This is a genomic window from Streptomyces sp. NPDC058195, assembly GCF_042883525.1.
Taxonomy (GTDB): domain Bacteria; phylum Actinomycetota; class Actinomycetes; order Streptomycetales; family Streptomycetaceae; genus Streptomyces.
Window position 1 is genome coordinate 43,013 of sequence record NZ_JBHVVM010000003.1, and the last position, 24,671, is coordinate 67,683.

Below are 24,671 nucleotides of genomic sequence, written 5' to 3' on the forward strand. Positions count from 1 at the left end.
CCCGGCGCAGCGACGGGGCTCCTTTGCAGGTAGGCCGCCCTGTTCGCCTCACCCCCGCACCCGCGAAGGAGCTCACCTTGCGACGACCCACGGCACGCGTGTACGCGGCCTCGGCGGCGGCCCTGGCCGCCCTGCTCACGCTTGTTCCGGCCGCCCAGGCCGACGGAACGGACCGCACGGCCGTCGCGGCCACCGCGGCCGAGGCAACGGTGATCGAGAAGATCCCGTACGCGATGGACACCTCGAACCAGGCCGCCTGGTGGAGCCCGGTCGCCACGTACAAGGGCCGCGGCCAGTACACGTACTTCGCGTTCAACGAGCCTGGCGCGACCGCGGCCACGCACCGTCCGGCCATCGCGCGGCGCGACCCCGACGGGGTCTGGAGCCGGCTGCCGCTGCTCGACAAGAGCGGGCTGCAGGCCGAGTTCCCCGATGACAACGGGCACAGCCAGCCGTCCGTCGCCCGCGACGGCAGCGGCCGCCTGCACGTGTTCGCCTCGATGCACGCCAACCCCTGGCGCTACTTCCGCACCGAGGCCCCCGGCACCGACGTCACGGACCACGCGGCCGAACTGCCCGACCAGGGCGTGGCCATCACGTACCCGATCGTGGCCACCGCCCCCAACGGCGACCTCTACATGGCCGCCCGGGTCGGCTCCGGCGCCGACAAGCGGCCCGGGAGGCTGTACCGCTGGGACAACGCCGCCGCGAAGTGGAGCGTGGTCGCCACCTTCGCCGACGCGCTGAACCGCTCGGTGTACCCGGACGACTTGATGGTGGACGCCACCGGGCGCGTCCACCTGCTGTACGAGTGGGCGAAGGCTCCGGCGACCGGCTTCCGCCACCAGCTCTCCTACCTGAGCTACGACCCGTCGACCGGCGCGTTCGCCGACAGCGCGGGCGCCGCCGTCACCACTCCGGTGACGCCCGCGACGTCCGACGTGATCCAGGACCTCACCGCGGGCGAGGAGTGGAGCATCGACAACGCCTACGCGGGCCCGGCGGTGCAGAGCGCCAAGCTCACCCTGGACGGCTCCACCCCGAAGGTGGCCTACCGCTACCGCTCGGCCGAGAGCGGCGCCAACTTCCGCGTGTACTACGCCTACCCGAGCGGAACCGGCTGGCTCAGCAAGACCGTGTACGCGGGTGGCCAGACCGCCGCGGCGGTCGGCATCACCTGGGACGCCACGGACACCAAGCGGGTGTACTACGTGACCTCCACCGGGACCGACCGGGTCTTCGCCGCGACCCAGAACGCGGACGGGGCCTGGGTCGCGCAGTCCGCCGCGCCGGGCGTCAACGCCGACCGGCTGGCGGTACGCCAGGACTCGGACGGGGCCGACGTGCTGTACCTGCCGGACACCGCGGGCAACTCGCTCTACTACGGGCGCCGCTGAGGCACTCCCGCCGGCCGCCGCGCGCACCGCGCGGCGGCCGGTGGCGGCCCGGCCCTCAGGCCCGGCCCTCAGGCCAGGGCCAGCAGGCTGACGGCGACGGCCGCCGCCCCGAGCCCCACCAACTGGCCGCGGTGGATCCGCTCGGCGAGCACGCTGCGGGCGAGCAGCACCGTGCCCGCCGGGTACAGCGCGGTGATGACGGCGACGACGGCGAGATCCCCGCCACGGGCGGCCATCAGGAACAGCAGGTTGGCCACCGAGTCCAGGGCGCCCGCGGCGGCCGACACCGCGTACGCGGGCCGCTCGGTGCCCAGGCCGGAACGGATCACCGCGGCCACGCTCAGGGTGATCGCCGCGGAGACCGACCGCCCCACGATCAGCGGGGCCACCCCGCTGTCTGCGGGCGCCTGGTTCAGACAGATGAGCTGGACGGCGATGGCGGAACCGGCCCCGAGGGCCAGCAGCAGCGCCGTACGCGAGGGCCGCGCCGCCCGCGCACCGTGCCCGGCGCTGACCATCACCACCGCCGTCAGCGCCAGCGGCAGACCCACCAGTCCCGCCGTCCCCAGGTGCTCGCCCTGCACCAGGCCCACACCGACCGGGAGCATGGCGGAGACCAGCGCCGTGACCGGCGAGAGCACGCTCATCGGGCCGATGGCCAGGGTGTGGTAGAGCAGTGCGAACGCACCGGCCGAGGCGAACCCCGACGCGACGCCCCAGCCGAGCGCCCCGGCGCTGAACGAGGCACCGAGCACCGGCCACAGGGACAGCTCCACCGCCAGGGAGGCAGGGGCCGCGATCATGACGGTGCGCAGCACATGGGCCTTGCGGGCGCCGAGTCCGCCCAGGAAGTCGGCGCAGCCGTAGATCAGGGAGCTGCCCAGGGCCAGCAGCAGGGCGGTCACGGTCTGCTCCGCCTCCTCAGGCCCGCACCGCTCCCGCGCCGTTCCCTGTGGCTCGCCATGCCCCACCCCTCCCATTCGCCCCGGGAGCCTACCGGGCTCAACTCCCTTTACCGCAAGGGAGTTGGGCCGGGTGTCCCAGAGAGTGAGAAGCGGGACCGGTCAGGCTCCGGTGGCTCCGTCGATCCGCTCGCGGATGAGGTCGGCATGGCCGTTGTGGCGCGCGTACTCCTCGATCATGTGGACCATGATCCAGCGCAGGGATACGCCCTGGTCGCCGAGGTACACCGCGTCCTGCCCGGACAGGAACCCCGCATCGTCCAGCGAGGCCCCGGCGCTCAGTGCCCGGCCCCGGGCGATCTCCGCCTGCCAGGCCGCCAGCACCTCGTCGAGCCTCCGGTCCGGTGCGAGGGCGAAGCCGTCGGGGCCGGATTCCTCGAAGACCCGCGGGAGGTCCTGCCCCGCGAGTACGCACTGGAACCATTTGCGCTCCACCTCGGCCATGTGCTGAACGAGGCCGAGCAGCGTCATTCGCGACGGAGACGCGGTGGCCTGCCGTGCCTGTTCGTCGTCCAGGCCCGCGCACTTGAGGGCGAGCGTCGCGCGGTGGAAGTCGAGCCACGCGTCGAGCATGGCGCGCTCGTCGGCGTGCGGGGGCGGGACGGGGCGTCCGTCCGGGATCGTCGTCATGGCCACTCCCTTCCAAGCCGCCGCCGTCGGGAAACCCGTGAGTGGGCCCGTACGTGGCCCTGGTGGCGGCCCCGGAGACAACCCGCCGGGAAAGGAGACAGGTTCTGTCTGCATTTCCGTGCACGGTGGTGCCATGACCAAGGAAACGCACTCCCAGAACGCCCAGGGCGTCGAGAACGCCCCGCACGCCGCCCAGGAATCCCCGCTCAGCGGCCGGATCGCGCTTGTCGCCGGAGCCACCCGCGGCGCCGGACGGGCCCTCGCCGTCGAGCTGGGCCGCTCCGGCGCCACCGTCTACGTGACCGGCCGGACCACCCGCGAGCGGGCCAGCGAGGTCGGCCGGACCACGGAGACCATCGAGGAGACCGCCGAACTGGTCACCGCCGCGGGCGGCACCGGCATCGCCGTCCCCACCGACCACCTGGACGAGGACCAGGTGCGTGCCCTGGTCGGGCGGATCGACCACGAGCAGAGCCGGCTCGACATCCTGGTCAATGACCTCTGGGGCGGCGACCACCTGCTCATCAGCTCCGTCTTCGGCAAGAAGAGCTGGGAGACACCGCTGGCCGACGGTCTGCGCATCCTGGAGCTGGGGGTGCGCTCCCATGTGATCACCGCGGCGCTCGCCCTCCCCCTCCTGATCCGCTCCGAGGCGCCCCTGCACGTGGAGGTCACCGACGGCACGGCGGTCTCCAACCGCCGCTACCGCGAGAACCTCTACTACGACCTCGCGAAGACCGCCCCCCTCCGGATCGCCCACGGCCTGGGCGAGGAGCTGGCGCCGTACGGGGGCACCGCCGTCGCCGTCACCCCGGGCTTCCTGCGCTCGGAGCAGATGCTCACGCATTTCGGGGTGACGGAGGAGAACTGGCGCGACGCCATCGCCCAGGAGCCGACCTTCGCGATCGCCGAGTCGCCGCTCTTCCTCGCCCGGGGAGTCGCTGCGCTCGCCGCCGACCCGGACCGGGCCGACCGCTGGAACGGGAAGTCCACGTCCAGCGGTGAACTCGGCAAGGTCTACGGCGTGCGGGACGCCGACGGCAGCTGCCCCGACGCCTGGGCGTACATCGAGGACACCGTGTACGGCGGGAAGGAGGGCTCTGCGCGGGACTACCGCTGACGCGGCACGGGAGCCGGCGTGCTCACGCGTCCGGCACCCAGCTCCCGTGGAAGCCGAGCGGAACACGTCCCGGCAGGTGGACGCGGGCCAGCGGACGAGCGGTGAAGTCCTCCGCGGAGAGGACCACCAGGTCGCTCGCGCCCCGGTCCGGATCGTGCACGTACGACAGGAGGTAGCCGTCGTCCTCGTGCCGGGCCCCGCGGCGCGGCACGAAGACCGGCTCCGAGGCCGCAGCGCCCCCGGGGAAGCGGTGCACCTGGCGGCTGCCGCGCAGCATGTCGTGCTTCACCAGGCAGTTGGTGAACGTCTCGTCCGGCGGCACCCCGTCGACCGTCCCGTAGGCGCGCCACATCTCCGCCGCGCACGCCGTGTACGCGTAGCGGTGCCGTCGCGACACCAGCGACTCGTTGACGCGGGGGAATTCCTGCGGCAGGTCGTCGATCCGGGTACTGCGGACACGCCCGGCACGCAGATCGACGGTCCATCGGTCGAGGACCGGGGTGCCGGTGCTGGAGGGCCCGCCCTCGGTGCCCGCGACGCGGAACGGCGCGGGCATGGTGGTGAGTTCCATGACGATGGTGTCACCCTGGTCGTAGGCGTTGACCGTGTGGGAGAAGAACACCGGAGCGGTCTCGAACCAGCGGACGGCGCCGCCCGTCCGCGGCATCACCCCGACCCGCATCGGGTGCTTCTCGTTCCACGTGTACGGGACGGGTGCGCCCGCACCGGCGGCGGCCGTGTCGAAGGTGACCGGCAGGTCGACGATCACCACGTACGTCGCGGTGAGGGCGAAGTCGTGCATCATCGGCGCGTCCGCCACCGGGATCCTGCTGGTCCGGGCCACCCGCCCGGTGTGGTCGACCACGATGTGCCGTACGTGGTCCCAGGCCGGGTAGTACGCCACCGCGTGCAGTTCGTCGGCCACCGCGTCGTACTTGGTGTGCCCGGTGAACGCGCCCTCCAGCGTGGCGCGGAAGTCGTGGGGCCGTACGGTGTTCAGCTCGCCGTCCAGTTCGTACGGCAGCGGCCCGCTCTCCTGGAGCGCCAGGACGCGTCCCTTGTACGGGATGACATGGGTGTTGCACGCGAAGTCGTCCGGCGGCACGGTGCCGGGGTACGTCTCGCCCAGTTCAGCGGCCACCCGCGAGGAGCGCACCCACCGGTTGCGGTACCACTCGGCGCGTCCGTCACGCAGCCGGACGCCGTGCACCATGCCGTCGCCGAGCATCCAGTGATGGGCCCTCGGGTCCTCCAGGCCCAGCGCGTTGGGGCCGGTGCGCAGGTAGCGGCCGTCCAGGTCGCGCGGCACCCGGCCGGACACCGGGAGGCCGAACGCGGTGAGTTCCTCGGTCACCGGGGCGAAGGCCCCCTCCAGGAACGGCGACGCACCGCCGCCCCGGCCCGAGGTGTCCCGGTCCGCGGCCTGTGCGGCCGCGCCGTAGTGGCCGGGTCCGTAGCCCCCGACGACGCTTCCTGCCGCCGCGAGTGCCGCGCCCTTGATGATCCTTCGGCGGGTGTGACCGCTCATCCCTGCTCTCCGTCCGTGGTCCGCGCCCGGCGGTTCCTCGCCGGGGCCTGGGCAGAGTCTGCTGCGCGGCCGACGGCGGGTCAGGAGGTCTGGAGCCCGTACGGGGGTGGTGCTGACGCCACCCCCAGGGGGTGCCACCGGGTCTCCTCCGCCGGGGCGAGCGCGCTGCGCCACACCAGCGCGCCGCCGATCAGTCCGGGTGTGTCGCGCGTGGCCAGGGCCGGGGATTCGAGCGTGTCGGCGACCTCCTCCAGGTAGGTGACCAGGGTGTCGGCCTCCTCGTCCGGGGCTTCGGCATAGCGGGACCAGCGGCCGAGGAAGCCGGTCGTGGTGTCCAGGTACAGGCCCGAGGTGGTGTCCGCCGGGCCCCGCGCGACCATCGGGATCCGGCCGGGCCGCCACACCGCCGTCCGGTCGCCGCCGCCGGGGCCGCGGGCGTCTTCGCGGGCCTGGATTCGCGTCATCCGCCGGTGGACGTCGGCCACGGCTTCCAGCGTCATCAGCGCGGCGTTCCCCGGGAGGCATCCACGGCCGTCGACCCCGTCGTCGCCCGCGGTCAGCAGCCACAGTGCGCTCAGCCCGACGGGCACCGGGGTGCCGAGGCACTCCTCCAGCGCGGCGATGTCCGCGGGGCGTGCGCCGGGGCGGAACGCGGCGAGCGATTCGGGGGCGTGGCGCCGCAGCCGTGCGGTGACGCGCCGCCAGGCCTCGGCGACCTCCCGTACGGTGAGGGCGTCGCAGACCGGGTCGCCGGGCCGCTCCCCGGCGTTCGCGGCGGGTGCGCGGGGCGCGACGGGCTCCGGAGGGCGGGCCACGGTCACGAACCGGATCTCGATCCGGCCGGGTTCGCGGAGGTAGCCGACGTCCAGGTCGGGGCAGTCCTCGAACGGTTCGCCGTCGACGGTCACGCTGAGGACGCCCGGCAGCCCCGAGGGCCGCCCCAGGCCCGGATCGTCGGCCAGCCGACCGGCCAGGACCTTCAGGGCGTAGGGGGCTCCCGCCCCGAGCCGGGCGACCGACTCACGCAGATCCCGCGCGATCTCTACCTGCATGACCTGGTGCTCCTTGCCGGTCGGAGGGCGGGCGGCGTCCCGCCTCACACCGTAGGACACCGCTCGGTGGAACCAACTCCCAGGGCCACGCGGTACGTTGTACGCAACATTGACGCCTCCCGGCCGCCGGGCGGCCTGCGGAGCCCCACCTCATCGCGCGAGGTAGTCGCACAAACGTACTACCCAGTCATCGGAGTGGAGTTGGGCGCCCGTTACCTGCTGGCGCCGGGCAACGGCTACGGTGCTCTCGTGGTGATCGACGGGGAGGACATGACATCCGGGACCGCGCTGCTGATCGCGGCAGCCCCGGCCGGCAAGAGCCGCCTTGCCGACGCGACCGGCGCCCTGCCCTCGCTGGCGGCGGTCGCACCCGGCATCCTGACGCGTTCCACCGCGGCCACCGTCGTCGAGCTCGCCGATCCGGCCGACCCTCAGACGGTGCTCACCCGCATCCGCGCCGCGGCCACCGAGCCCGGTCCGCTCACCCTCTACCTCGCGGGCCAGCTCCACCTCGACCACCGGCAGCGGCTGGTCCATCTCGCCCTCGCCCGGACCACGCCCGCCACCCTGCGCTACACCTCACTGCCCTGGCACTGGCTGGCCGGAGAGCTCGCGGCACGCCGCCCGGGAACCACCACCGCCGTTGTCGACCTGGTCGCCGCCGCGGACACCTGGCCCAAGCTCCGCGCCGAGGGGCTCCCCCTCGGCCACGGAATCGACGTGTACGGGCGGATCGTTCCGCCACCGGCCCGTCGCCGCCTGGCGGAGCCGGCCTATCTGAAGGCACTCGCCGCCACCTGGCGCAGTGGCGCCCATCCGCCGCTCGCCCAGCTCCACGAACAGACCGCCGCCCGGCTAGGCGCCGACAGCGCCCTCTTCCTGGCCCCGGACACCGCACCGGCCCCGGCCTTCCCCCCCTCCCCCATGACACCGACCGGGCCGGCCGCGACCGAGCAGCCCCCGGCCGGCCTCCCGGCCGCCGAGAACGATCCGCTTCCCGCGATCCTCGCCGCCGCCCACGCCGGCCGGCACAGCGAGGCCGCGTCCCTCGCCGCCATGTGGGAGGGCTGGGCACTGCGCACACACGGGGCCGCCTCCGCCGAAGCCACCCACTGGCTGGAGGTGCGGGCCGACCTCGCCCGCCTGGCCGGTGATCCGGCGCGCAGCTGCGAGCTGTGGATGGCCGCCGCCGACGCCCGCCTCGCCCGCCGGGAGCCGCCGGACGATCCCGCCGTGGTGGGCGCCGTGGACCGGGCCCACCACCAGTGGCAGGAGGTCGGCGATCCGCGGCGGTCCCTGGAGCTCGGCCCGGCCCTGGCGGCCCTGCGTCGGCACGTGCCCGGACAGCGCCCGGGAGCGGTCGAGGCGCTGCAACACCGGCTGGAGCAGCTGGACCCCGTGGAGGCCGGACGCTCCGTCATCTGACGGACAGCGCACCCGGTCCGCCGGGCCGCCCCCCTCGTACCGCCTGGCCAGCGGGCTCATTCGCACGCTCCGATAGCATGTTCGGGCTCATGGAGAGCACCCCCCGACGCCTGCCCTCCCCTGGAAAGCCATGCCAATCGGATTGAAAAGTGCACCGTCCAGTCAGAACCTAACAAATCGGCCAAACACTTGATATCTATAGCATCGCGGGTTTTTTCGCGTAGTAACTTCAGAGCTCTGCTCACCGCATGGCGTCGGCCACGGGCGATGCTGTGGACCGCGGCGGCGGTGGTGACCGCCGGCTTCCTCGTCGCGCTGGAGGTGGCCGCGCGGCACTACGGTCTGCCGGGGCCGATCGTCACGCAGGCGCAGGAGGTGGTGGTCGCCCCCAAGTCGGGATTCCTGCTGTACGCCAGCATGGCGTTGACGATGCTGGTGCTCACGTGGCGGCAGCGGCTCATCGCCCTCTGTGCCGCGATCGGCATCGACATCGTCTTCCTCCTCGTGCGGTGGGTGGCCGGTATCGGCCTGAACGGGGGCCACCCCTTCGGCAACGGCGCGTTGTGGGTGATCATCGGCTGTGCGGTCATCGCCCTCACCCGGCGCACGGGCCGGGAGCGGATGCTGCTGCTGAAGGGCGTCGGGCTGGGGCTGCTGCTGGTGGCGGGACGCAAGACCGGCGACACCTGGCTGCTCATCACGTCGAAGACCCGCTATGAGGTGCTCGACCAGTACGTGGCGACCGCGGATCACGCGCTGGGCGATCCGTCCTGGCTGGTGGGCAGGCTCGTCACGGCCACCGGGCCGGTCGGCGCCCACTTCCTCGACGCCGTGTACACCCAGCTCCCGGTGGCGGCGGTCGCCGTCGCCGCGTACCAGCTGCGGCACGTGGCGGTCGAGCGCCGCTTCCCGGGCCACCACCTGGTCCGCACCTTCCTGGTCATAGGACTGCTCGGGCCGGGCATCTACATGATCTTCCCGGTGGTCGGGCCGATCTTCGCCTACGGCGCGGACGGCGGGCACTGGGCGCTGGCCGATCTGTGGCCGAACACGCCGCCGCCGCTCGACCCCCCGCAGCACATGCCGTTCGACGGGATCACTCCGCGCAACTGCATGCCCAGCCTGCACACCGCGTGGGCCACCGCCATTTTCGTCCACTCCCGCCGGGGTCCTCGTTTCCTGCGGTACGCGGGCACGTTCTGGCTGATCGCCACACTGGGCGCCACGCTGGGCTTCGGGTACCACTACGGCGCCGACATCATCGCCGGAGTCGTGTTCACGCTCACCATCGAGGCGGGGCTCCGCTCGCTCGAACGCGGCTGGGACCGGTCGGGGACGCTGCTGGTCGGCTACGGCACGGCCGTCTTCGCCGCCCTCCTGGTGGCCTACCGCTATCTGCCGACGGTGATGGCCGACACCCCCTGGGTGTTCGGGCCGCTCATGATCCTCTCGATGGTCTCGGTCATCTACTGCTACGTGCGGACCACCAGGCGGTGGGATCCGAAGGAGGCACCGGTGCGGCAGGCAGAGCCGCAGCCCGAACTCGTCTGAGAGGCCTTCCTGACGACGGCGTCCCTCCTGCTCCGTGCGGAGCGGGAGGGACGCCGCCCGCGTTCAGCCCCGCGGGCGGGTGTGCGCCTCCAGGGCGTCGATGATCCGGGGCCAGAGCGGGCGCGGCCGGTCGTGCCCCATGTCCGCGAGGAGCAGGAGCTCGGCTCCCGGCACGAGTTCGGCCGTGCGCCTCCCGCCGCTGGGGTCGACCAGGACGTCGTCCAGGCCGTGGATCACCAGGGTCGGCACCCGGAGTGCGCGCAGCGCCTCGGTGCGCGGGCCGCTGAGCGTCATGGCCGCGAGCTGCCGCCCCGTTCCGGCCGGGTAGTAGGCACGGTCGTAGCTCCTGGCGGCCAGTTCGCGCAGGAGTGCCGCGTCTCCGTAGCGCTTGGAGGACCACAGCAGGCCCTGCTCGGCCGCCGCGATGTATCCCTCGCGGTCCGCGGGCTTCGGGGCGAGGAGCGCCGTCTGGGCCTCGGGGCTGGAACGGCCGTACTCGGGCTCACTGGTCGTGGACATCATCGACGTCAGGGTCAGGACCCGCTCCGGCGCTCCGATGGCCATCAGCTGGGCGAGCATTCCGCCCATCGACGTTCCGACCACATGGGCCCGTTCGATGCCGAGCGCGGTGAGCAGGCCGAGGCCGTCGTCGGCCATGTCCTGGGTGGAGTAGGGCGCCATCGCGAGAGCGGCCGGAATGTCCCCCGAACCGACGGTCTCGATGAACCGCGCCATATCGACGGGGCGGTCATCGAACCTGGTGGAGAGACCGCAGTCGCGGTTGTCGTAGCGGATCACATGGCGCCCGCGTCCGGCGAGCTCGCGACAGAAGTCCTCGTGCCAGGCGATCATCTGCGCGCCAAGGCCCATCACGAGCAGGACCGGCGGATCGGACGGATCACCGAACGCCTCATAGGCGAGGGATACTTCGGGCGATACTTTGACAATCGGCATGGGAAGAGTCTCCCAGCTTTCCCGCGTCCGCGTCACGCTCAGTCCCACACGCCGCAGCGTCGTTCCAGGGACCGGAGGCGTTCGAGCTCACGCTGCGCCGCCACCGGGTGGCCGAGGTCGAGGGCCATGGCGGCGCGGGCGGTGATGTAGACGATGTCCTCGCGGGTGGCGGGGTCGAGGCCGGGCAGGGCTCGGAGGCGGCGGGCGGAGACCCGCAGGAAGAGCGCGATGCTGTCGAGCCGCTCGCGCCGGTGTACGGACATGGTCCCGCGCAGCCGGTCCTTGACGTAGTCGCGTGCCTGGTCATCGGCCTCGCGGGGGCTCGGCACGGCGGGAGCCCAGCGGAGACCAGCCTCCTCGGCCTCCTCGTACAGCTCCGCCACCCTGGCACGGGCGCACGCGCGATCGCCCTGCGCGGCCGCCTCACGGGCCGACTCCAGTACGGAGCGCAGCCGTTCACGGACATCGGGGTCCTCGCCCGTACCGGCGGCCAGGTATCCGGACCACACGTCGAACGCCTTGGCCAGTTCGGCGTCCAGCATGATCTTGTACACGTCCGGCACTCCGCCGTCCCTCCCCTCGGGCCGCCCGGATGCGGACGGCAGCGGTCCACGATAGGCCGGGCTCCGGGCCGGCTTCCTCCGGTTTTCCGGCGCCCGGGACGCCACGGGCCACTCGTACCGGTGGAACGGAAGCCGTTTCCTCTCGCTCGGGCAGGGGGCTGAGTAGGGTTCGTTCCGCCGGTTCTGGTCGGTGCTTCCACGCCCGGGACCGGTGAACCGGCCGCGCCCGGTGGGCGGGTGGCCGGTGGTTGTCCACACTGCGGGCCTCCAGGCCGAGTCCTGCGGTGAACGCGGGGGTATGGAACTCGTATGAACCACATGTCACCACGGCCCGGTTCATCTCCGCGCGAGCGGTGGCGATCGGCATGGTGCGTTCCTCCGGGTGGCGGCGGTCGACTCCCTCGACGGCACCGCTCGTACACCTCGGGCTGAAAGGAAGTCGAATGGCAACTCCTCTGTCCGCCGCTGCCGTCCTGAAGGCGCTGCGCGCCGAGGGCGTGCGCGTGGTCGAGGTCGGGAACTGGCGTACGCACAACCGGAACTCGAAGGGCCCGTGGGGGCCGGTCAACGGATCGATCGTGCACCACACGGTGACCAAGGGCACCGCGAACACGGTCCGCCTCGTCCGCGACGGTTACCCGGACCTGCCCGGTCCGCTGTGCCACGGGATGATCGCGAAGGACGGCCGGGTGCACATGGTCGGCTGGGGCCGCGCCAATCACGCCGGGGGCGGTGACCCGAAAGTCCTGAATCAGGTGATAGCGGAGTCGTACGGCACCCGTCCGACTCCGCCCACGAAGGGCAATGCGAACGGGGTCGACGGCAACGCCCGGTTCTACGGCTGGGAGTGCGAGAACCTCGGCGACGGCAAGGACCCCTGGCCCAAGGCCCAGTACGACGCGATCGTCCGTGTCCAGTCCGCCCTGTGCCGGGCGCACAAGTGGTCGGCCAAATCCGCGATCGGCCACCTGGAGTGGTCGAACGACAAGATCGATCCCCGTGGTTTCACCATGGCCAAGCTCCGTGCCGACGTGGCGGAGCGGCTCAAGCACCCCGCGAGCTGGAACGGCTCCGATCCCGAGGAGGACCCCATGGCCGGAATCACCAAGCGCGACATCTTCGACGCCGTGTGGAAGACCGACGCGATCGGCGGCCCGGACGACGCGGCGGACCACGCGACGAATCCGACGTGGCAGCCGCAGTCGATCCTGAAGGACATGCAGGCCCGCATCCGTTCGATGGACAAGCGGCTGGCCGCCCAGACGGCCGCGATCACCGCTCTCGCCGGTCAGCTCGGCACCGGCTCCGATTCGAAGACCGTGGTCGCCGCGGTCCAGGCCGCGATCGACCAGGCCGTCACCGAAGCCGCCTGAGGCTGCGGCCGGTTCCCGCACGCCCGGGTAAGGCGTGCGGGGACCGGTCCGGTCCTCAGCCCGTCACGCCGTCCTCCTGGAGCCCGGTGACGCGACCGGCGTCCAGCGCGATGCGCCTGCCGGTGAACCGGGAGCGCATGCGACGGTCGTGGGTGACGATGACGACGGCACCCGGGAACTCCGCCAGGGCACCTTCCATTTCCTCGACCAGAGCCGGGGAGAGATGGTTGGTCGGCTCGTCCAGCAGGAGCAGATCGGCGGGTTCCCCGACCAGCCGGGCCAGTTCGAGACGACGGCGCTGCCCGTACGACAGCTCCCCCACCCTCAGCCGCAGATCGGCCGGGGTGAACAGGCCGAGCGCCACCAGCTGATCGGTGTGCTCGTCCGCGTCGCCCCCGCGCCCCCAGGCGAACGCCTGCGGCACCGTCAGGCCGGGCTGCCACCGCGGTTCGCCCTGTCTCAGATGGCCGACTCTGCCGCGCGTGCGCACCGTCCCCTCGTCGGGTGTCAGCTCGCCCGCGAGGACGTGCATCAGCGTGGTCTTGCCCGCCCCGTTGGGCCCGGTGACCAACAGCCGCTCCGCGCCGCCGATCCGCAGGGACGCGAGACACAGCCGGTCCCCCACCCGGATGCCGTCGAGTTGCGCCACGGGGTGCTCCGTCCGGCCGTCGGCGAGGGCCATCCGGCCGGTGAACACCAGCGGTTCGGGCGGCGGAGCGGCGGGGCGCTCGGTCAGCCGCTCGACGCGCTCCTTCGCGTTGCGGATGCGGACCGTGGCCCCGTGGCCGCGGCCACGGCTGCGGAACCCCCCGTGGCCGAACACCGCGAGGGGCAGCTTGCGCGGAACCGACTCCAGCCGTAGCACGTTCGAGGCCGCCAGCTTCCGGTTGCGGGCCAGCTCCGCACGCCAGTCGCCGTACGCCCGAAGGCGGCGGCGCCGGTCGGCGGCCTTGGCGGCCCGGAAGCCGTCGTAGCCGTCTCCGTAGCGCGTCACCCTCCCTTCGTCGACTTCGAGGATCGTGGTGGCGACCCGTTCCAGGAAAACCCGGTCGTGGGTGACCGCGAGCACGGTGCCGCGGTGTGCCCGCAGGCGGTCCTCCAGGCGGCCCAGCGCCCGGTCGTCCAGGTCGTTGGTCGGTTCGTCCAGCAGCAGCAGCTCCGGCCGGGACGCCAGTGCCGCGGCCAGCGCCAGCCGGGACCGCTCGCCGCCGGAGAGGGTGCCCAGAGCTCTGCCCCGGGCCAGCCCCGGCAGACCGAGCTCGTACAGCGCGATGTCCACCCGGGCCTCGGCGCCGTAGCCGCCGCGCGCCTCATAGCGGGCGAGCAGGCGGGCGTACCCGTCCAGCGCGGAGGCAAGCCGCGCTCCGGACAGGCCCTCCAGGCCGGTCTCGGCCTGCCCGATCCGTGCCTCCAGCGCGCGCAGACCGGCCAGGGCCTCGTCCACCACGTCCTGCACGCGGGCCTCGGGCGGCAGGTCCGGCGACTGGGCGAGATAGGCCGAGCCGCCTGGCGCGGTCACGGTCAGCTCACCGTTGTCGGGTCGGTCGCACCCTGCGATCAGCCGGAGCAGGGTGGACTTTCCCGCGCCGTTGTCTCCGATGACGCCGACCTTCTCGCCGGGTCTGACGGCAAAGGACACACCGTTCAGCACGATGCGGTCGCCGTAGCGGCGGGTGACGTTCTGGAGTGAGAGTTGTGCGACGGGCATGAGGCAGCCCCCTGTTCTCGGCCGGGCCGATCGGCGTGGTCGGATTGACGCGTCCGCGCACGACGGAAGAGCCCCGCGTGGCCTGCCGGGCAGGCCACGGGGATCACGGAAGAAGCGCGGATGAGAACGCGCGGCAGCGGAGTCGGACTCGACGCGGCCGCACGGGGACTGTCACAGGGAACCCATGCGCAGCACCGTAGACCGACGGCCCGAGGGGCCACAAGGCATTTGTTCCGCGGGGCGGTGGCTACCGGTCCCCGCGTGCTGCGAGCACGGTTCGGCCGTGTCCCGGCGGCCGTTCGCCCTCGTCGCAGCGGCGACGGCCCGGCCGCCCGTGTCGTCGGGGCGGCGGGCAGCCGCACGCTCGTGGCGCGGGAGCGTGACGGCGGGGCCACCGCAGGACCTGTCCCCGCCCACGCCCCGGCCGTCTCGGTCCGGTGGTCCCGGTGTTCGGACCGGGCGTGCGCGGGTGCGGGCCTGGCCTCCTCAGGGCCTCTTCCCCTCTGCCGCAGCGCCACCGCCGCCCGGCCCACGCCCCAGCCGCCGTTGCCCCGGGCTCCGTGCCGGTGCGTAGGATCGATCAGGCTCGCGTGACCGCCGGTACGTCAGGTCCGGTGTTCCGCACGGGTGATGAGGGGCAGTTCATGGAGCGTTCGGGAGCGTCGCGGAGCGCGCGTGCGGCCGTGTTCGGCGCGGTGTCCGCCCGGCTGTCGCTGCTGAGTGACCGTCAGCTCGGCGAGGCGGTGGCCTCGGCCACGCCTCGGGGGTCGGGAGTCGGGGGCAGGGCCGCTGAGTTCGAGGTCGACGGCGCTCCGGTCTTCCTCAAGCGAATCCCGCTGACGGACGTCGAGTTGGCACCGGAGCACGCGCGGTCGACAGCGAACGTCTTCGGGCTGCCGGTGTTCTACCAGTACGGGGTGGGCTCGTCCGGGTTCGGTGCCTGGCGCGAACTGGCCGTGCACGCGATGACCACCGGGTGGGTGCTCGGCGGCGCCTGCGAGGACTTCCCGCTCATGTACCACTGGCGGGTGCTCCCGGACTCGCCGCCGCACGGGTTCGCCGATGAGTTCGGCGGCGTCGACGGGGCAGTGGCGCACTGGGAGGGCTCCCCGGCCGTGCGTGAGCGGCTGGAGGCCATCGGCCGCTCCCGCGCCTCCGTCGTCGTCTTCCTGGAGCACCTGCCGCAGACGCTCGCCGCCTGGCTCGCCGACCGCCAGAAGGACCCGTCGCACGGCGGCTACGGTCCGCGATACGGCTGGGCGGAGGAGGCCGTCATGCGCACGGCCGCCTTCATGCGTTCCCGTGGGCTCATCCACTTCGACGCGCATTTCGACAACATCCTGACCGACGGCCGTTCGGTCCGCTTCGCGGATTTCGGCCTCGCGCTGAGCACGGAGTTCGCACTCTCCCGCGCCGAGTCCGTGTTCCTGGCCTCGCACCGCTCGTACGACGGTGACTACCTGGCGAACCATCTGCTCCGCCATCATCTTCCCGCCGCTCTGCGCGGCGGCCTGGGGCACGAGGCGTTCCTGCGCCGCTGGATCGCGGGCGACCGGCCCGAGTCCATCGCGCCGGAGATCGCCGCGGTCATCGACCGGCACGCCTGCAGGGCCGTCGTCGTGGACGGGTTCCAGCGCCGGCTGATCCACGAGAGCAAGCGGACGCCGTACCCGGCCCCCGGGCCGTGAGCGGACCGGGGGCTGAGCACGCCGTCCGGCCTGGTGCTCACCGCCCGGTCGGCGCGGCGCTCCTTGGCGGCCGGAGTTCGGCGCGGCGGAGTACGGGAGCGGACAGGCCGACCACCGCGGCGAGCAGGCAGACCGCGCCGCATCCGGCGAAGAACGCCTCGGCTCCCCACAGTTGGACCGTGACACCAACCGCCGGGAAGAGCGCGGGGGCGAACCCGAGCGTGCACAGGGTGGTGACCGAGGTGACCCGGCCGAGGTAGCGGGGGTCGGCCTCCGTCTGAACCAGCGCACTGGTCACCGCGGTGGCGAATCCGCTGGTCAGGCCGATCAGGGCGCCGAACGTCGCGGCGGCGGGCAGGGAGGGGGCACGCCCCAGGGCGACCGCTCCCGCCGCGGTGACGAGCAGGGCGCCCGGCATGGCCAGTCCGGCGCGCGGAATCCCGGGCGCCACGGTGAACAGCAGTGCGGCGGCCGCGGCTCCGACGCTGAACGCGCTCGCGATCCATCCCATGCCGGGCGCGCCCCAGCCGCGTTCGTCCGCCAGGAGCACCAGCCCGGTGGCGACCGGGCCGCTGAAGCACATCTCGCTCAGGCCGACCACCGCGACCAGTGGCGCGAGTACCCGGTGGCGGCGTACGTAGCGCAGTCCGTCGCCCAGCTCGCGCCAGGCGGAGGTGTGCCGGGAGACCGGTGCGGCCGGTTCGCGGGTCCGCACCGTGAGCAGCAGGACGAGCGAGACCGCGAACAGCGCCCCGGCGACCGCGAACGCACCCGCCGCACCGCCGAACACCAGCACCGCTCCCGCGGCAGGCGGCCCTGCGGCGTTGCCGAGCCGGACCGACAGACCGCGCATGCCCTGGACCCGGGCGAGTTGCGCGGGTGCCGTGATCCAGGGCGGAAGAGCTCCCACCGCCGGCATGAACACCGCGTCGACCACGCCGAAGACCAGTGCGAGGGCGATCAGCAGCCACGCTCCCGGGGCGGACGCCACGACCGCCCCGGCCACCGCGAGGATCACCGCGCAGCGCACCGCGTCACTGAGGACGGCGACCTGGCGGGGCCCGAACCGGTCGGCCACCACGCCCCCGCCGAGCATGAGCACCGCGCGCGGCAGTGCCCCCGCCGCGACCACCAGCCCCACCTGCGAGGGCCCGGCGACACGGGTGGCCGCCCAGGACAGGGCGAGGAAGTACACGACATCACCCGTGACCGAGGCCGTGTACGCGGCGAGCCAGCGCAGGACGTTGGCGTCCCGGTAGGCGGGCCGCTCGGACTCCACCGCCGCGCCGCGCGTGCTCATGTCCCTGCTTCCGGGGGCAGGACCGTGCCGGGGAGCAAGAACGCCTGCACCTGGAGAATCACCGGTGAGGTCCCCTCGGCGGCTTCGCCCGCGTCGTCGCGGTAGCGGGCGACCACCGCGGAGATCTCGTCCCGCATCCGAGCCGTGTCACCGGGGTTCAGATGCAGCAGGAAGTCGGTGCAGGCGGTGGCCTCAAGCCATTCCTCGGGAAGCAGCGCCACCTCCTGCGCGGCCCTGCGAAGCCGGTCGGCGGCGGCCATGGCCACGGTCCGCGTGTACGCGCGCCCGGTCTCGCGCTGCTTCGCGGTCGCGGTCGCGGGGTCGTGGACCGACTGGCGGTGGGCGGCCTTCCACCAGCGTTCCCTTCCGGTGCCCCGGTCCGGTTCCTCCACGATGAGTCCGCCCGCCGCGAGGCGGCGCAGGTGATAGCTGGCGGCGCCGGGGTTGATGCCCAGTGCTTCGGCGATCCGGGTGGCGGTGGCGGGACCGCGCTCCCGCAGCAGGGCGAGCACACGCAGCCGCAGGGGGTGGGCGAGCACGCGCAGCGCCGCGGTGCCGAGTTCGATGTCGCGTTCCGGCGGGACGGGGGAAGCGGTCATGTGCAGAACATAGACCTGCAACACTCGTTTCGAAAGAGTTGTTGTGAAGAAGACGAAACCCCTTGCTGTCTCCGGGTGTTGCGGTGGTCACCGGACCCGGCGTCTTGCTCCCGGGACCTGCGCGCGGTGATCATGAGGTTTCAGTGAACCGGTTGACGGAAGGCCCTCCGTGCGCAAGCTCGTGTACTACATCGCATCCACCCTCGACGGCTTCATCGCGGGACCGGACGGCGCCGACCCCACTGGCCCGGACGGCTTCTGGCCGATCCCCGAGGACTACCTCCAGCGCCTCATCGAGGTGTACCCGGAGACGCTGCCCGCCCCGGCCCGCGCCGCGCTGTCCATCACCGACGGCGGCACGCACTTCGACACCGTCCTCGAAGGCCGGCGTTCCTACGAGATCGGCCTCCGGGCCGGTCTGAGCGACGCCTACCCGCACCTACGCCATCTGGTGTTCTCCCGGACACTGGGCACGAGCCCGGACCCGGCGGTGGAGGTGATCGCGGACGATCCGCTCGCCACCGTACGGGAGTTGAAGCAGCAGGACGGCAAGGACATCTGGCTGCTGGGCGGTGCCCAGCTGGCCGGTTCGCTCTATGCGGAGATCGACAGCCTGATAGTCAAGCTGAGCCCGATGACGATCGGTGCGGGAATCCCGCTCTTCTCCGACAGGGCCTCCTTCGATCCCCGCTCCTGGAAGCTCACCGATCACACCGTGCTGAAGTCCGGGGCCGCCTTCCTCACCTACGCCCGCGCGGCCACCGCCGTGTAAACGCCGTGCCGTCCGGTGTGCCGTGCGGGTATCGTCCGGCACCCGGCCGGGTCTGCCCCGGCGACCCCGGCATACGGAAGGGCCATCCCCATGAGCAGCCGCCGCGCGACGACGACCCTGTGGCGCCCGACCGGCCCCGAGGAGCTGGAGCTGGTCCGGGCGTCCCACTGGCGTGCGTGGCCGCCCCGTCTGCCCGAGCAGCCCCTCTTCTACCCGGTCCTCAACGAGGACTACGCGATCAGGATCGCGCGGGACTGGAACGTGAAGCACAGCGGGGCCGGGTTCGTCACGCGCTTCGAGGCCGATTCCGACTTCCTGCGGCGCTATCCGGTCCGGCAGGCCGGGGGGCGGACGATCCTGGAGCTGTGGGTTCCGGCGGACGAGCTCGACGACTTCAACGCCCATATCGTCGGCGGGATTCAGCTGGTCCACACCTTCCGCTGAACGGACCGTCCACAGTGCCAGCCATCTGCGCACTCGCGTGCCCGTGTGAGGATCGCGGCGTGAACGAACCGCTTCTCCGCCTCGCTGGCACCCCCGACCTCGCCGCTCTCGTCCGGCTCCGCGACGGCGCCGCCCGCTGGATGCTCGCCCGGGGCATCACCGGCCAGTGGCAGCCCGGTGAACTCGGCGAGGACCACTTCCGCCGGATCATGGCGAGCGGCGAGGTCTGGATCGCCGAGGACCGGGGCCGGCCGCTCGGGGCCTGGGAGCTGTGGTGGGCGGACGAGGACGCCTGGGGGCCACAGCCACCCGTGGCCGGATACGTGCACCGGCTGATGGTGGACCGCGACAGCGCCCCTCCGGGGACGGGCCGATGGCTGCTACGGGCCGCCGAGTGCCGGGTGGCCGGGGCCGGCCGCGGTCTGGTCCGCCTCGACTGCCTGGCCCAGAACACGCGCCTGAACGCCTATTACCAGGCCGAGGGGTACCGGGCCGTCGGCCACAAGGCGGGCAAGCCGCAACCGGGCGGTGCGCCCAAGTCGTTCACCCTCCTCGAGAAGGCCCTGGCCCCGCAGGGGGCTCCGCGGGCGCGGCGCGGGACCTGACCCCGCCCGGCCCGGTCAGTCCTGGGGCGACAGCCCGTCCGGGCGGCTCGTGCGGGACCAGGTGAGACCTTCGAGCCGTTCGATGCTCTGGTTGAACTCGATCAGCAGGGTGACGAACTCCTCGGTCCGCTCCTGCGCCCACCCCGACACCTCGATGAGGCGCGCCGTCCCCGCGCGGCTGACGGCGCGGTCCGCCTCCAGCCGCTCCAGACCGAGCGTGGTGGGACGGAACTTGCGGGCCACCCCGCCGTCGGGATCCGGGATCCGTTCCACCAGACCGTTCCGGAGCATGGCGCTGACCTGGCGGTTGATGGTGGATACATCGACCTGGAAGGTGAGCGCGAGCTCCTTGAGCGTGAGGGGTTCACCGACTTCCAGCCGGGTGAGCAGGACGTAGGCCGAGCGCTCCAGGCTCTGGCCCATGCGGGGGCCCCGAGCGGCGATGAAGTGCCGGGACAGGAGAGTCAGCTCCCGCTCCAGATCGCTCAGCCGGGACTCTTGCTCGCTCATCTGCTCGACCCTCTCCCACCATCGTTTCTCCACCATCATCGCGCACCCCCGCACCGCCTCCGTGATCAGCATCCGGCATTTTTGTGCACAGTGCACATAATATGTACTGTGCACAAGACCGATGCCGCGCCACCCACCGCCGCGCGCATCGGCACAACTACCGAACGTGACGAAAGGGCAGGACTATGGAACGCCTCAAGGAAAAGGTCGCGGTCATCACCGGCGCGGGCAGCGGCATCGGCCGGGCCGCCGCCGGGCTGATGAGCCGGGAGGGCGCCCGGGTCGTGGTCGCCGACCACCACGCACAGAGCGCCGAGGAGACCGCCCGGCTCATCGAGGCCGCGGGCGGCCGGGCCCTGCCGGTCACCGTGGACGTCACCGACGAGGATTCGGTCGCCGCCATGGTCGCCGCGGCCATCGCCGAGTTCGGCGGGCTGCACGTGCTGTGCAACCACGTCGGCGGCACGAACCCGCGCAAGGACCTGGACCTGCTCCGCATGGACATGGACGAGTTCGACCGGGCCGTCACCCTCAACATGCGCAGCACCCTTCTGGGCTCCCGGCACGCGGTCCCCCACATGATCCGCGCCGGTGGCGGGTCGATCATCAACACGGCGTCCGTGGCCGCACTCGTCGGCGACGTCCTGCAGACCTCGTACGGCGCCGTGAAGGCCGCGGTGGTCAGCATGACCAAGTCGATCGCCGTCCAGTACGGGCCGCAGGGCATCCGCTGCAACGCGGTGGCCCCCGGCGCGGTCATGACCCCCGCCCTGGAGGACAATCTCCCCGAGGACGTCATCTCGGCACTCAAGAAGGGCAACGCGCTGCCGTACCTGGGCTCCCCCGAGGACATCGGACACACGATGGTCTTCCTCGCCTCCGACGAGTCCCGCTACCTCACCGGCCAGCTCCTGGTCGTCGACGGCGGCATGACCGCACAGTCCTCCGCCGCCCCCGGACGGCGGGCCATGCTCCCCGCGTAAGGCGGACAAGGACGGCCGGACAGGCGTGGCGAACGGGCGGCGCGGGGTTCCCCGCGCCGCCCAGAATTTTGCACACCACGCAAAAATGCATAGCATGCACGTCATGACAGCCGCCGACCCCGCCCTCGGGCTGCGTGAACGCAAGAAGCGCGCCACACGCAAGGCCCTGGCGGACACGGCGCTGCGGATGGCCGCGGAACGCGGTATCGACGACGTGACCGTGGAGGCGGTCACCGACGCGGTCGGCGTATCCGTCCGCACCTTCTTCAACTACTTCCCGTGCCTCGAAGACGCGATCACCCGCCCCATCCAGGAGGACGCCGAACGGATCCGCCGGGCCGTGCTGAACGCACCGCCCGCGTTCACGGCGCTCCAGGCCCTGCGTGAGGCGATCGCCCAGGAGCTCGCCCACATCGAAGAGGACCACGAGCGCTGGGAGTTGCAGATGGCGGTGCTGCGGACAAGCCCGTCGCTTCTCTCCCGGTTCCTGGCCGCCCAGGGCGCGGACGAACGGGCCCTGGTCGCCGCCGTCGCCGAACGGCTCGGCCAGGACCCCGAGTCCGCGCTCCGCCCCCGGCTCGTCGCCCACGCGGCGATCGCCGCCGTACGGGCCTCCGTCGAAGTCTGGGTGGCTTCGGGCCGCACCCGTACGTTCCAGAGCATTTACCACGAGGCGTTCACCGCGCTGGCCGCCGGTCTGAACGACTGATCACGCACGAAGCCCCACCAGGGCCCTTCCACCCGAGAACAGAGAATGAGGAACGCCGGCCGATGAGCGCTGCCGCCACCCCCGAAGAACAGATAGCCGGTGCGCCCGAGGCGGCGCCATCGGCCATGTCCCGCCGCCACATACTCCAGGCCATGTCGGGCCTGATGGCCGGTATGTTCGTGGCCATCCTGGCCTCGACCGTCGTCTCCAACGCCCTTCCGAGGATCATCGCCGACCTGAACGGCAGCCAGTCCTCGTACACCTGGGTGGTCACCGCCGAACTGCTGGCGATGACGGCGACCGTCCCGATCTGGGGCAAGCTCTCCGACCTCTACGACAAGAAGCTGCTCATCCAGCTGTCCCTGTCGATGTTCATCGTCGGCTCGCTGGTCGCCGGCTTCTCGCACAGCGTCGGCCTGCTCATCGTGAGCCGGGTGGTGCAGGGCATCGGCGCGGGCGGCCTCACGGCGCTCGCCCAGGTCGTGATGGCGGCGATCATCCCGCCGCGGGAACTCGGCCGCTATTCCGGCATCTTCGGTGCCGTCTTCGCCGTCGGCACCGTCGCGGGCCCGCTCATCGGCGGTGTGCTCGTGGACACCTCGTGGCTGGGCTGGCGCTGGTGCTTCTTCATCGGTGTGCCGTTCGCGCTGCTCGCGATCGTGCTGCTCCAGCTGACACTGAAACTGCCCACGGTGCGCCGTGAGGTGAAGATCGACTACATCGGTGCCGTGCTCATCATGAGCGGCGTCAGCGCCCTGCTGCTCTGGGTGACCCTCGCGGGCAACCGCTTCGACTGGGCGTCCTGGCAGACCGCCGCCCTGGTCGGCGCCGGTGTGGTCCTGCTGGCCGCGGCGGTGCTGGTCGAGTCCAAGGTCGAGGAACCGATCATCCCGCTGGACATCTTCCGCAACCGCACGGTGGCGCTGACGACCCTGGCCAGCATGCTGGTGGGTGTGGCCATGTTCGGCGGCACCGTGTTCCTCTCCCAGTACTTCCAGATCTCGCTGGGCAAGACGCCGACCACTGCGGGCCTGATGAGCCTGCCGATGATCCTCGGTCTGATGATCTCCACGACCGTCGCCGGCCAGATCATCTCCTCCCGGGGCAAGTGGAAGGGCTTCCTGATCGCGGGCGGCATCATCATGACCGCGGGCATGGGTCTGCTCTCCACGATCAGCGCGGATTCCTCCTTCGGGCTGCTCAGCGTCTACATGGTGGTGCTCGGTGTGGGCGTCGGCATGCTGATGCAGAACCTGGTGCTGGCCGCACAGAACGACGTGCCCGCCTCGGAGCTGGGCGCGGCGACCTCGGTGCTGTCGTTCTTCCGCAGCCTCGGTGGCGCGATCGGCACGAGCGCGCTCGGCGCGGTGCTCGGCAACCGGGTGGCCAGCGAGCTGGAGAAGGGCTTCGGCGGTGCGGCGGGCGGCGGTGGCACCGGCCACTCCGTCCCTGACCTGAGCAAGCTCCCCGAGCCCGCCCGGCACATCGTCGAGCAGGCGTACGGGGTCGCGACCGCCGAGGTCTTCCTGGTCGGCGCGCCGTTCGCGTTCCTCGCCCTGATCGCGGTGCTCTTCATCAAGGAGAAGCCGCTCAAGACGCAGAGCGGCATGGAGCGGCTCGCGGAGGAGAAGGCCGCGGCCGCGGCGCACTGATCCGCCCACTTCCACTGACAGGGGCCCGGCCGTCGTGACGGCGCAGGCTCTCGCGGACGCGCGTGACACCGCGTCCGCGAGAGCCCGTGCCGGGCACGGCGCCGGGCCCCTGTCCCCGCTCCCTGCTCCCGGGTCAGTCGTCGTACGGAACCGGCCACGCGCCGGGCCGGGCCGCGTGGCCAGGCCGCTTCACCGCGGAGCGGTTGCCGACGAGCGTCCTGCGGATCTGCGCGGCGGTCGCGCGCGCGTGCTCGGAGGTGGAGACCGCCTCGGCGGTGGCCGGGACGAAGCGGTGGGCCGGCTGACGGCAGTACGGGCAGGGCGCTCCGTCGGTGAGGAGGTAGCCGTCCTCGCAGGCCCGGTTCCCACAGCTGCCGGGGCTCACCAGCGCCTCGGCGATCTCCTGCGGCGCCCAGCGGCGGCGGTTCTCCTCGTCGCGTTCATGGACGGCGTGGGACCAGCGGTTGCTCCAGCGCCGCTCGACGCGGTCCAGGAGCTGGGCGGCCGTGCGGTGCTCCAGCTCGCCGTACAGGATGTCGGGGAGCGTACGCGGAACCCGGTGCCCGAGAGCCTGGAGCAGCGGTGCGGGAAAACCCTGAAGGATGAAACGGACCGGGTCGCTGCCGGGGCTCTGCTTCCACTGCCGGCACTCGCAGGCGCCCGTGTCGGGCAGTGGCGCGCGGCAGTTGGTGCACAGCCCGCGGCAGTCGGAGCAGATGCCCTCGTGGAGCCCGTCCAGATGCGGCGCCGGGGCCCTGCCGCATTCCCGGCAGCAGGCGGCACACGGGCCGCACAGCCGCTCGTTGCCCTGCTGCGTCGTCCAGCTCCGCTGCTGGCAGCGGCAGCACAGGACGGTGTTGCAGTAGTCGCTGTGCTCGCCGTTGTGCCGGCCGAGGGGGGCGAAGGACATGGCGCGCATCCTCTTTGTCGGGTGTTGCTCCCTACAGCCTAAGGGCTGTCCCGTACTCCCTGGTGAATCAGCATGCGGCGTCAGACGCGGTGCGTCGCACGGCGGAGGTACGCCCGAATACTGGATGTATCCGGGCGTTCCGACAACGCGGCGAGGTGCCGTGGCTGTCGTCGCACGCCCGCCAGGGATACGGGACAGCCCTTAGGCGACCGCGGGGCGGGGAGCGGGCACGTCCG

Annotated in this window: 23 protein-coding genes; 12 read left to right on the forward strand and 11 right to left on the reverse strand. The window is 72.2% G+C overall.

Annotated features, from left to right (window positions below):
• Positions 1 to 77: 77 nt before the first annotated feature.
• The gene (locus tag ACFVWY_RS04320; RefSeq protein ID WP_389867189.1) at positions 78 to 1,397 is read left to right on the forward strand and encodes a BNR-4 repeat-containing protein; all 1,320 of its coding nucleotides are present in this window, start codon (positions 78 to 80) and stop codon (positions 1,395 to 1,397) included.
• 68 nt (positions 1,398 to 1,465) lie between these two features.
• Here ACFVWY_RS04320 and ACFVWY_RS04325 read toward each other — a convergent pair whose 3' ends face one another.
• Positions 1,466 to 2,302, reverse strand: a complete 837-nt coding sequence (locus ACFVWY_RS04325; RefSeq protein ID WP_389867191.1) for an EamA family transporter — start codon at positions 2,300 to 2,302, stop codon at positions 1,466 to 1,468.
• 159 nt (positions 2,303 to 2,461) lie between these two features.
• Positions 2,462 to 2,989: a DinB family protein gene (locus ACFVWY_RS04330; RefSeq protein WP_389867193.1), complete on the reverse strand. Its 528-nt coding sequence runs from the start codon at positions 2,987 to 2,989 to the stop codon at positions 2,462 to 2,464.
• Positions 2,990 to 3,122: 133 nt separating this feature from the next.
• On the opposite strand from ACFVWY_RS04330, the gene ACFVWY_RS04335 reads away from it, so the two are divergent.
• Positions 3,123 to 4,109, forward strand: coding sequence for an SDR family oxidoreductase (locus ACFVWY_RS04335; RefSeq protein WP_389867195.1), 987 nt, complete (start codon positions 3,123 to 3,125; stop codon positions 4,107 to 4,109).
• A 22-nt stretch (positions 4,110 to 4,131) separates the two neighbouring features.
• Here the strand turns inward: ACFVWY_RS04335 and ACFVWY_RS04340 are convergent, their stop codons facing one another.
• Positions 4,132 to 5,637: a carotenoid oxygenase family protein gene (locus tag ACFVWY_RS04340; RefSeq protein ID WP_389867196.1), complete on the reverse strand. Its 1,506-nt coding sequence runs from the start codon at positions 5,635 to 5,637 to the stop codon at positions 4,132 to 4,134.
• An 80-nt stretch (positions 5,638 to 5,717) separates the two neighbouring features.
• On the reverse strand, positions 5,718 to 6,689 hold the full coding sequence (locus tag ACFVWY_RS04345) for a hypothetical protein (protein WP_389867198.1): 972 nt from the start codon (positions 6,687 to 6,689) through the stop codon (positions 5,718 to 5,720).
• A 201-nt stretch (positions 6,690 to 6,890) separates the two neighbouring features.
• Here ACFVWY_RS04345 and ACFVWY_RS04350 point away from each other — a divergent pair, with 201 nt between their 5' ends.
• The gene (locus ACFVWY_RS04350) at positions 6,891 to 8,114 is read left to right on the forward strand and encodes a hypothetical protein (RefSeq protein WP_389867199.1); all 1,224 of its coding nucleotides are present in this window, start codon (positions 6,891 to 6,893) and stop codon (positions 8,112 to 8,114) included.
• 267 nt (positions 8,115 to 8,381) lie between these two features.
• Positions 8,382 to 9,665, forward strand: coding sequence for a phosphatase PAP2 family protein (locus ACFVWY_RS04355; RefSeq protein WP_389867201.1), 1,284 nt, complete (start codon positions 8,382 to 8,384; stop codon positions 9,663 to 9,665).
• A 63-nt stretch (positions 9,666 to 9,728) separates the two neighbouring features.
• Here the strand turns inward: ACFVWY_RS04355 and ACFVWY_RS04360 are convergent, their stop codons facing one another.
• Both ACFVWY_RS04360 and ACFVWY_RS04365 read right to left on the reverse strand, forming a co-directional pair.
• Complete coding sequence (locus ACFVWY_RS04360; RefSeq protein WP_389867203.1) at positions 9,729 to 10,619, reverse strand: alpha/beta fold hydrolase; 891 nt, start codon at positions 10,617 to 10,619, stop codon at positions 9,729 to 9,731.
• A gap of 38 nt (positions 10,620 to 10,657) precedes the next feature.
• Positions 10,658 to 11,173 (reverse strand): hypothetical protein, encoded by a 516-nt coding sequence (locus ACFVWY_RS04365; protein WP_389867205.1) that lies wholly within the window; start codon positions 11,171 to 11,173, stop codon positions 10,658 to 10,660.
• A 452-nt stretch (positions 11,174 to 11,625) separates the two neighbouring features.
• Between ACFVWY_RS04365 and ACFVWY_RS04370 the strand changes: the two genes are divergently transcribed.
• Entirely contained in the window at positions 11,626 to 12,555 is a 930-nt protein-coding gene (locus tag ACFVWY_RS04370) for an N-acetylmuramoyl-L-alanine amidase (RefSeq protein ID WP_389867206.1), read from the forward strand.
• A gap of 55 nt (positions 12,556 to 12,610) precedes the next feature.
• Here ACFVWY_RS04370 and ACFVWY_RS04375 read toward each other — a convergent pair whose 3' ends face one another.
• Positions 12,611 to 14,263: a TlrC/CarA/OleB/SrmB family ABC-F type ribosomal protection protein gene (locus tag ACFVWY_RS04375; RefSeq protein WP_389867208.1), complete on the reverse strand. Its 1,653-nt coding sequence runs from the start codon at positions 14,261 to 14,263 to the stop codon at positions 12,611 to 12,613.
• Positions 14,264 to 14,907: 644 nt separating this feature from the next.
• Here ACFVWY_RS04375 and ACFVWY_RS04380 point away from each other — a divergent pair.
• Positions 14,908 to 15,951, forward strand: a complete 1,044-nt coding sequence (locus tag ACFVWY_RS04380) for a protein kinase family protein (protein ID WP_389867209.1) — start codon at positions 14,908 to 14,910, stop codon at positions 15,949 to 15,951.
• Between the two features lie 37 nt (positions 15,952 to 15,988).
• Here the strand turns inward: ACFVWY_RS04380 and ACFVWY_RS04385 are convergent, their stop codons facing one another.
• Positions 15,989 to 17,251 carry an MFS transporter gene (locus ACFVWY_RS04385; RefSeq protein WP_389867210.1) on the reverse strand — a complete coding sequence of 421 codons (1,263 nt, stop codon included), beginning with the start codon at positions 17,249 to 17,251 and terminating at the stop codon, positions 15,989 to 15,991.
• Positions 17,248 to 17,850 (reverse strand): helix-turn-helix domain-containing protein, encoded by a 603-nt coding sequence (locus ACFVWY_RS04390; protein ID WP_389867211.1) that lies wholly within the window; start codon positions 17,848 to 17,850, stop codon positions 17,248 to 17,250. The genes ACFVWY_RS04385 and ACFVWY_RS04390 overlap by 4 nt, the downstream gene beginning before the upstream one ends.
• A 169-nt stretch (positions 17,851 to 18,019) precedes the next feature.
• Here ACFVWY_RS04390 and ACFVWY_RS04395 point away from each other — a divergent pair, with 169 nt between their 5' ends.
• From ACFVWY_RS04395 to ACFVWY_RS04405, 3 genes are all read left to right on the forward strand, one after another.
• A complete protein-coding gene (locus tag ACFVWY_RS04395; protein ID WP_389867213.1) occupies positions 18,020 to 18,622 on the forward strand; it encodes a dihydrofolate reductase family protein in 603 nt (200 codons plus the stop codon).
• Positions 18,623 to 18,712: 90 nt separating this feature from the next.
• Positions 18,713 to 19,066, forward strand: a complete 354-nt coding sequence (locus tag ACFVWY_RS04400; protein WP_389867215.1) for a hypothetical protein — start codon at positions 18,713 to 18,715, stop codon at positions 19,064 to 19,066.
• Positions 19,067 to 19,125: 59 nt separating this feature from the next.
• A complete protein-coding gene (locus tag ACFVWY_RS04405; RefSeq protein ID WP_389867216.1) occupies positions 19,126 to 19,671 on the forward strand; it encodes a GNAT family N-acetyltransferase in 546 nt (181 codons plus the stop codon).
• A 15-nt stretch (positions 19,672 to 19,686) separates the two neighbouring features.
• Here ACFVWY_RS04405 and ACFVWY_RS04410 read toward each other — a convergent pair whose 3' ends face one another.
• Complete coding sequence (locus ACFVWY_RS04410) at positions 19,687 to 20,253, reverse strand: MarR family winged helix-turn-helix transcriptional regulator (RefSeq protein ID WP_389867218.1); 567 nt, start codon at positions 20,251 to 20,253, stop codon at positions 19,687 to 19,689.
• A 113-nt stretch (positions 20,254 to 20,366) separates the two neighbouring features.
• Between ACFVWY_RS04410 and ACFVWY_RS04415 the strand changes: the two genes are divergently transcribed.
• The 3 genes from ACFVWY_RS04415 (at position 20,367) to ACFVWY_RS04425 (ending at position 23,525) form a co-directional block, all read left to right on the forward strand.
• On the forward strand, positions 20,367 to 21,164 hold the full coding sequence (locus ACFVWY_RS04415; protein ID WP_389867219.1) for an SDR family NAD(P)-dependent oxidoreductase: 798 nt from the start codon (positions 20,367 to 20,369) through the stop codon (positions 21,162 to 21,164).
• Positions 21,165 to 21,267: 103 nt separating this feature from the next.
• A complete protein-coding gene (locus tag ACFVWY_RS04420; RefSeq protein ID WP_389867221.1) occupies positions 21,268 to 21,873 on the forward strand; it encodes a TetR family transcriptional regulator in 606 nt (201 codons plus the stop codon).
• Positions 21,874 to 21,935: 62 nt separating this feature from the next.
• On the forward strand, positions 21,936 to 23,525 hold the full coding sequence (locus tag ACFVWY_RS04425; RefSeq protein WP_389867223.1) for an MDR family MFS transporter: 1,590 nt from the start codon (positions 21,936 to 21,938) through the stop codon (positions 23,523 to 23,525).
• Between the two features lie 133 nt (positions 23,526 to 23,658).
• On the opposite strand, the gene ACFVWY_RS04430 is transcribed toward ACFVWY_RS04425, so the two are convergent.
• Positions 23,659 to 24,435 (reverse strand): hypothetical protein, encoded by a 777-nt coding sequence (locus tag ACFVWY_RS04430; RefSeq protein ID WP_389867224.1) that lies wholly within the window; start codon positions 24,433 to 24,435, stop codon positions 23,659 to 23,661.
• Between the last annotated feature and the right edge of the window lie 236 nt (positions 24,436 to 24,671).

Bases quoted from the DNA above. Each gene is read 5' to 3' on its own strand.
- ACFVWY_RS04330 (WP_389867193.1), bottom strand. From the start codon at position 2,989: ATGACGACGATCCCGGACGGACGCCCCGTCCCGCCCCCGCACGCCGAC.
- ACFVWY_RS04335 (WP_389867195.1), top strand. From the start codon at position 3,123: ATGACCAAGGAAACGCACTCCCAGAACGCCCAGGGCGTCGAGAACGCC.
- ACFVWY_RS04340 (WP_389867196.1), bottom strand. From the start codon at position 5,637: ATGAGCGGTCACACCCGCCGAAGGATCATCAAGGGCGCGGCACTCGCG.
- ACFVWY_RS04345 (WP_389867198.1), bottom strand. From the start codon at position 6,689: ATGCAGGTAGAGATCGCGCGGGATCTGCGTGAGTCGGTCGCCCGGCTC.
- ACFVWY_RS04355 (WP_389867201.1), top strand. From the start codon at position 8,382: ATGCTGTGGACCGCGGCGGCGGTGGTGACCGCCGGCTTCCTCGTCGCG.
- ACFVWY_RS04360 (WP_389867203.1), bottom strand. From the start codon at position 10,619: ATGCCGATTGTCAAAGTATCGCCCGAAGTATCCCTCGCCTATGAGGCG.
- ACFVWY_RS04370 (WP_389867206.1), top strand. From the start codon at position 11,626: ATGGCAACTCCTCTGTCCGCCGCTGCCGTCCTGAAGGCGCTGCGCGCC.
- ACFVWY_RS04375 (WP_389867208.1), bottom strand. From the start codon at position 14,263: ATGCCCGTCGCACAACTCTCACTCCAGAACGTCACCCGCCGCTACGGC.
- ACFVWY_RS04380 (WP_389867209.1), top strand. From the start codon at position 14,908: ATGGAGCGTTCGGGAGCGTCGCGGAGCGCGCGTGCGGCCGTGTTCGGC.
- ACFVWY_RS04385 (WP_389867210.1), bottom strand. From the start codon at position 17,251: ATGAGCACGCGCGGCGCGGCGGTGGAGTCCGAGCGGCCCGCCTACCGG.
- ACFVWY_RS04390 (WP_389867211.1), bottom strand. From the start codon at position 17,850: ATGACCGCTTCCCCCGTCCCGCCGGAACGCGACATCGAACTCGGCACC.
- ACFVWY_RS04400 (WP_389867215.1), top strand. From the start codon at position 18,713: ATGAGCAGCCGCCGCGCGACGACGACCCTGTGGCGCCCGACCGGCCCC.
- ACFVWY_RS04410 (WP_389867218.1), bottom strand. From the start codon at position 20,253: ATGCTGATCACGGAGGCGGTGCGGGGGTGCGCGATGATGGTGGAGAAA.
- ACFVWY_RS04415 (WP_389867219.1), top strand. From the start codon at position 20,367: ATGGAACGCCTCAAGGAAAAGGTCGCGGTCATCACCGGCGCGGGCAGC.
- ACFVWY_RS04420 (WP_389867221.1), top strand. From the start codon at position 21,268: ATGACAGCCGCCGACCCCGCCCTCGGGCTGCGTGAACGCAAGAAGCGC.
- ACFVWY_RS04425 (WP_389867223.1), top strand. From the start codon at position 21,936: ATGAGCGCTGCCGCCACCCCCGAAGAACAGATAGCCGGTGCGCCCGAG.
- ACFVWY_RS04430 (WP_389867224.1), bottom strand. From the start codon at position 24,435: ATGTCCTTCGCCCCCCTCGGCCGGCACAACGGCGAGCACAGCGACTAC.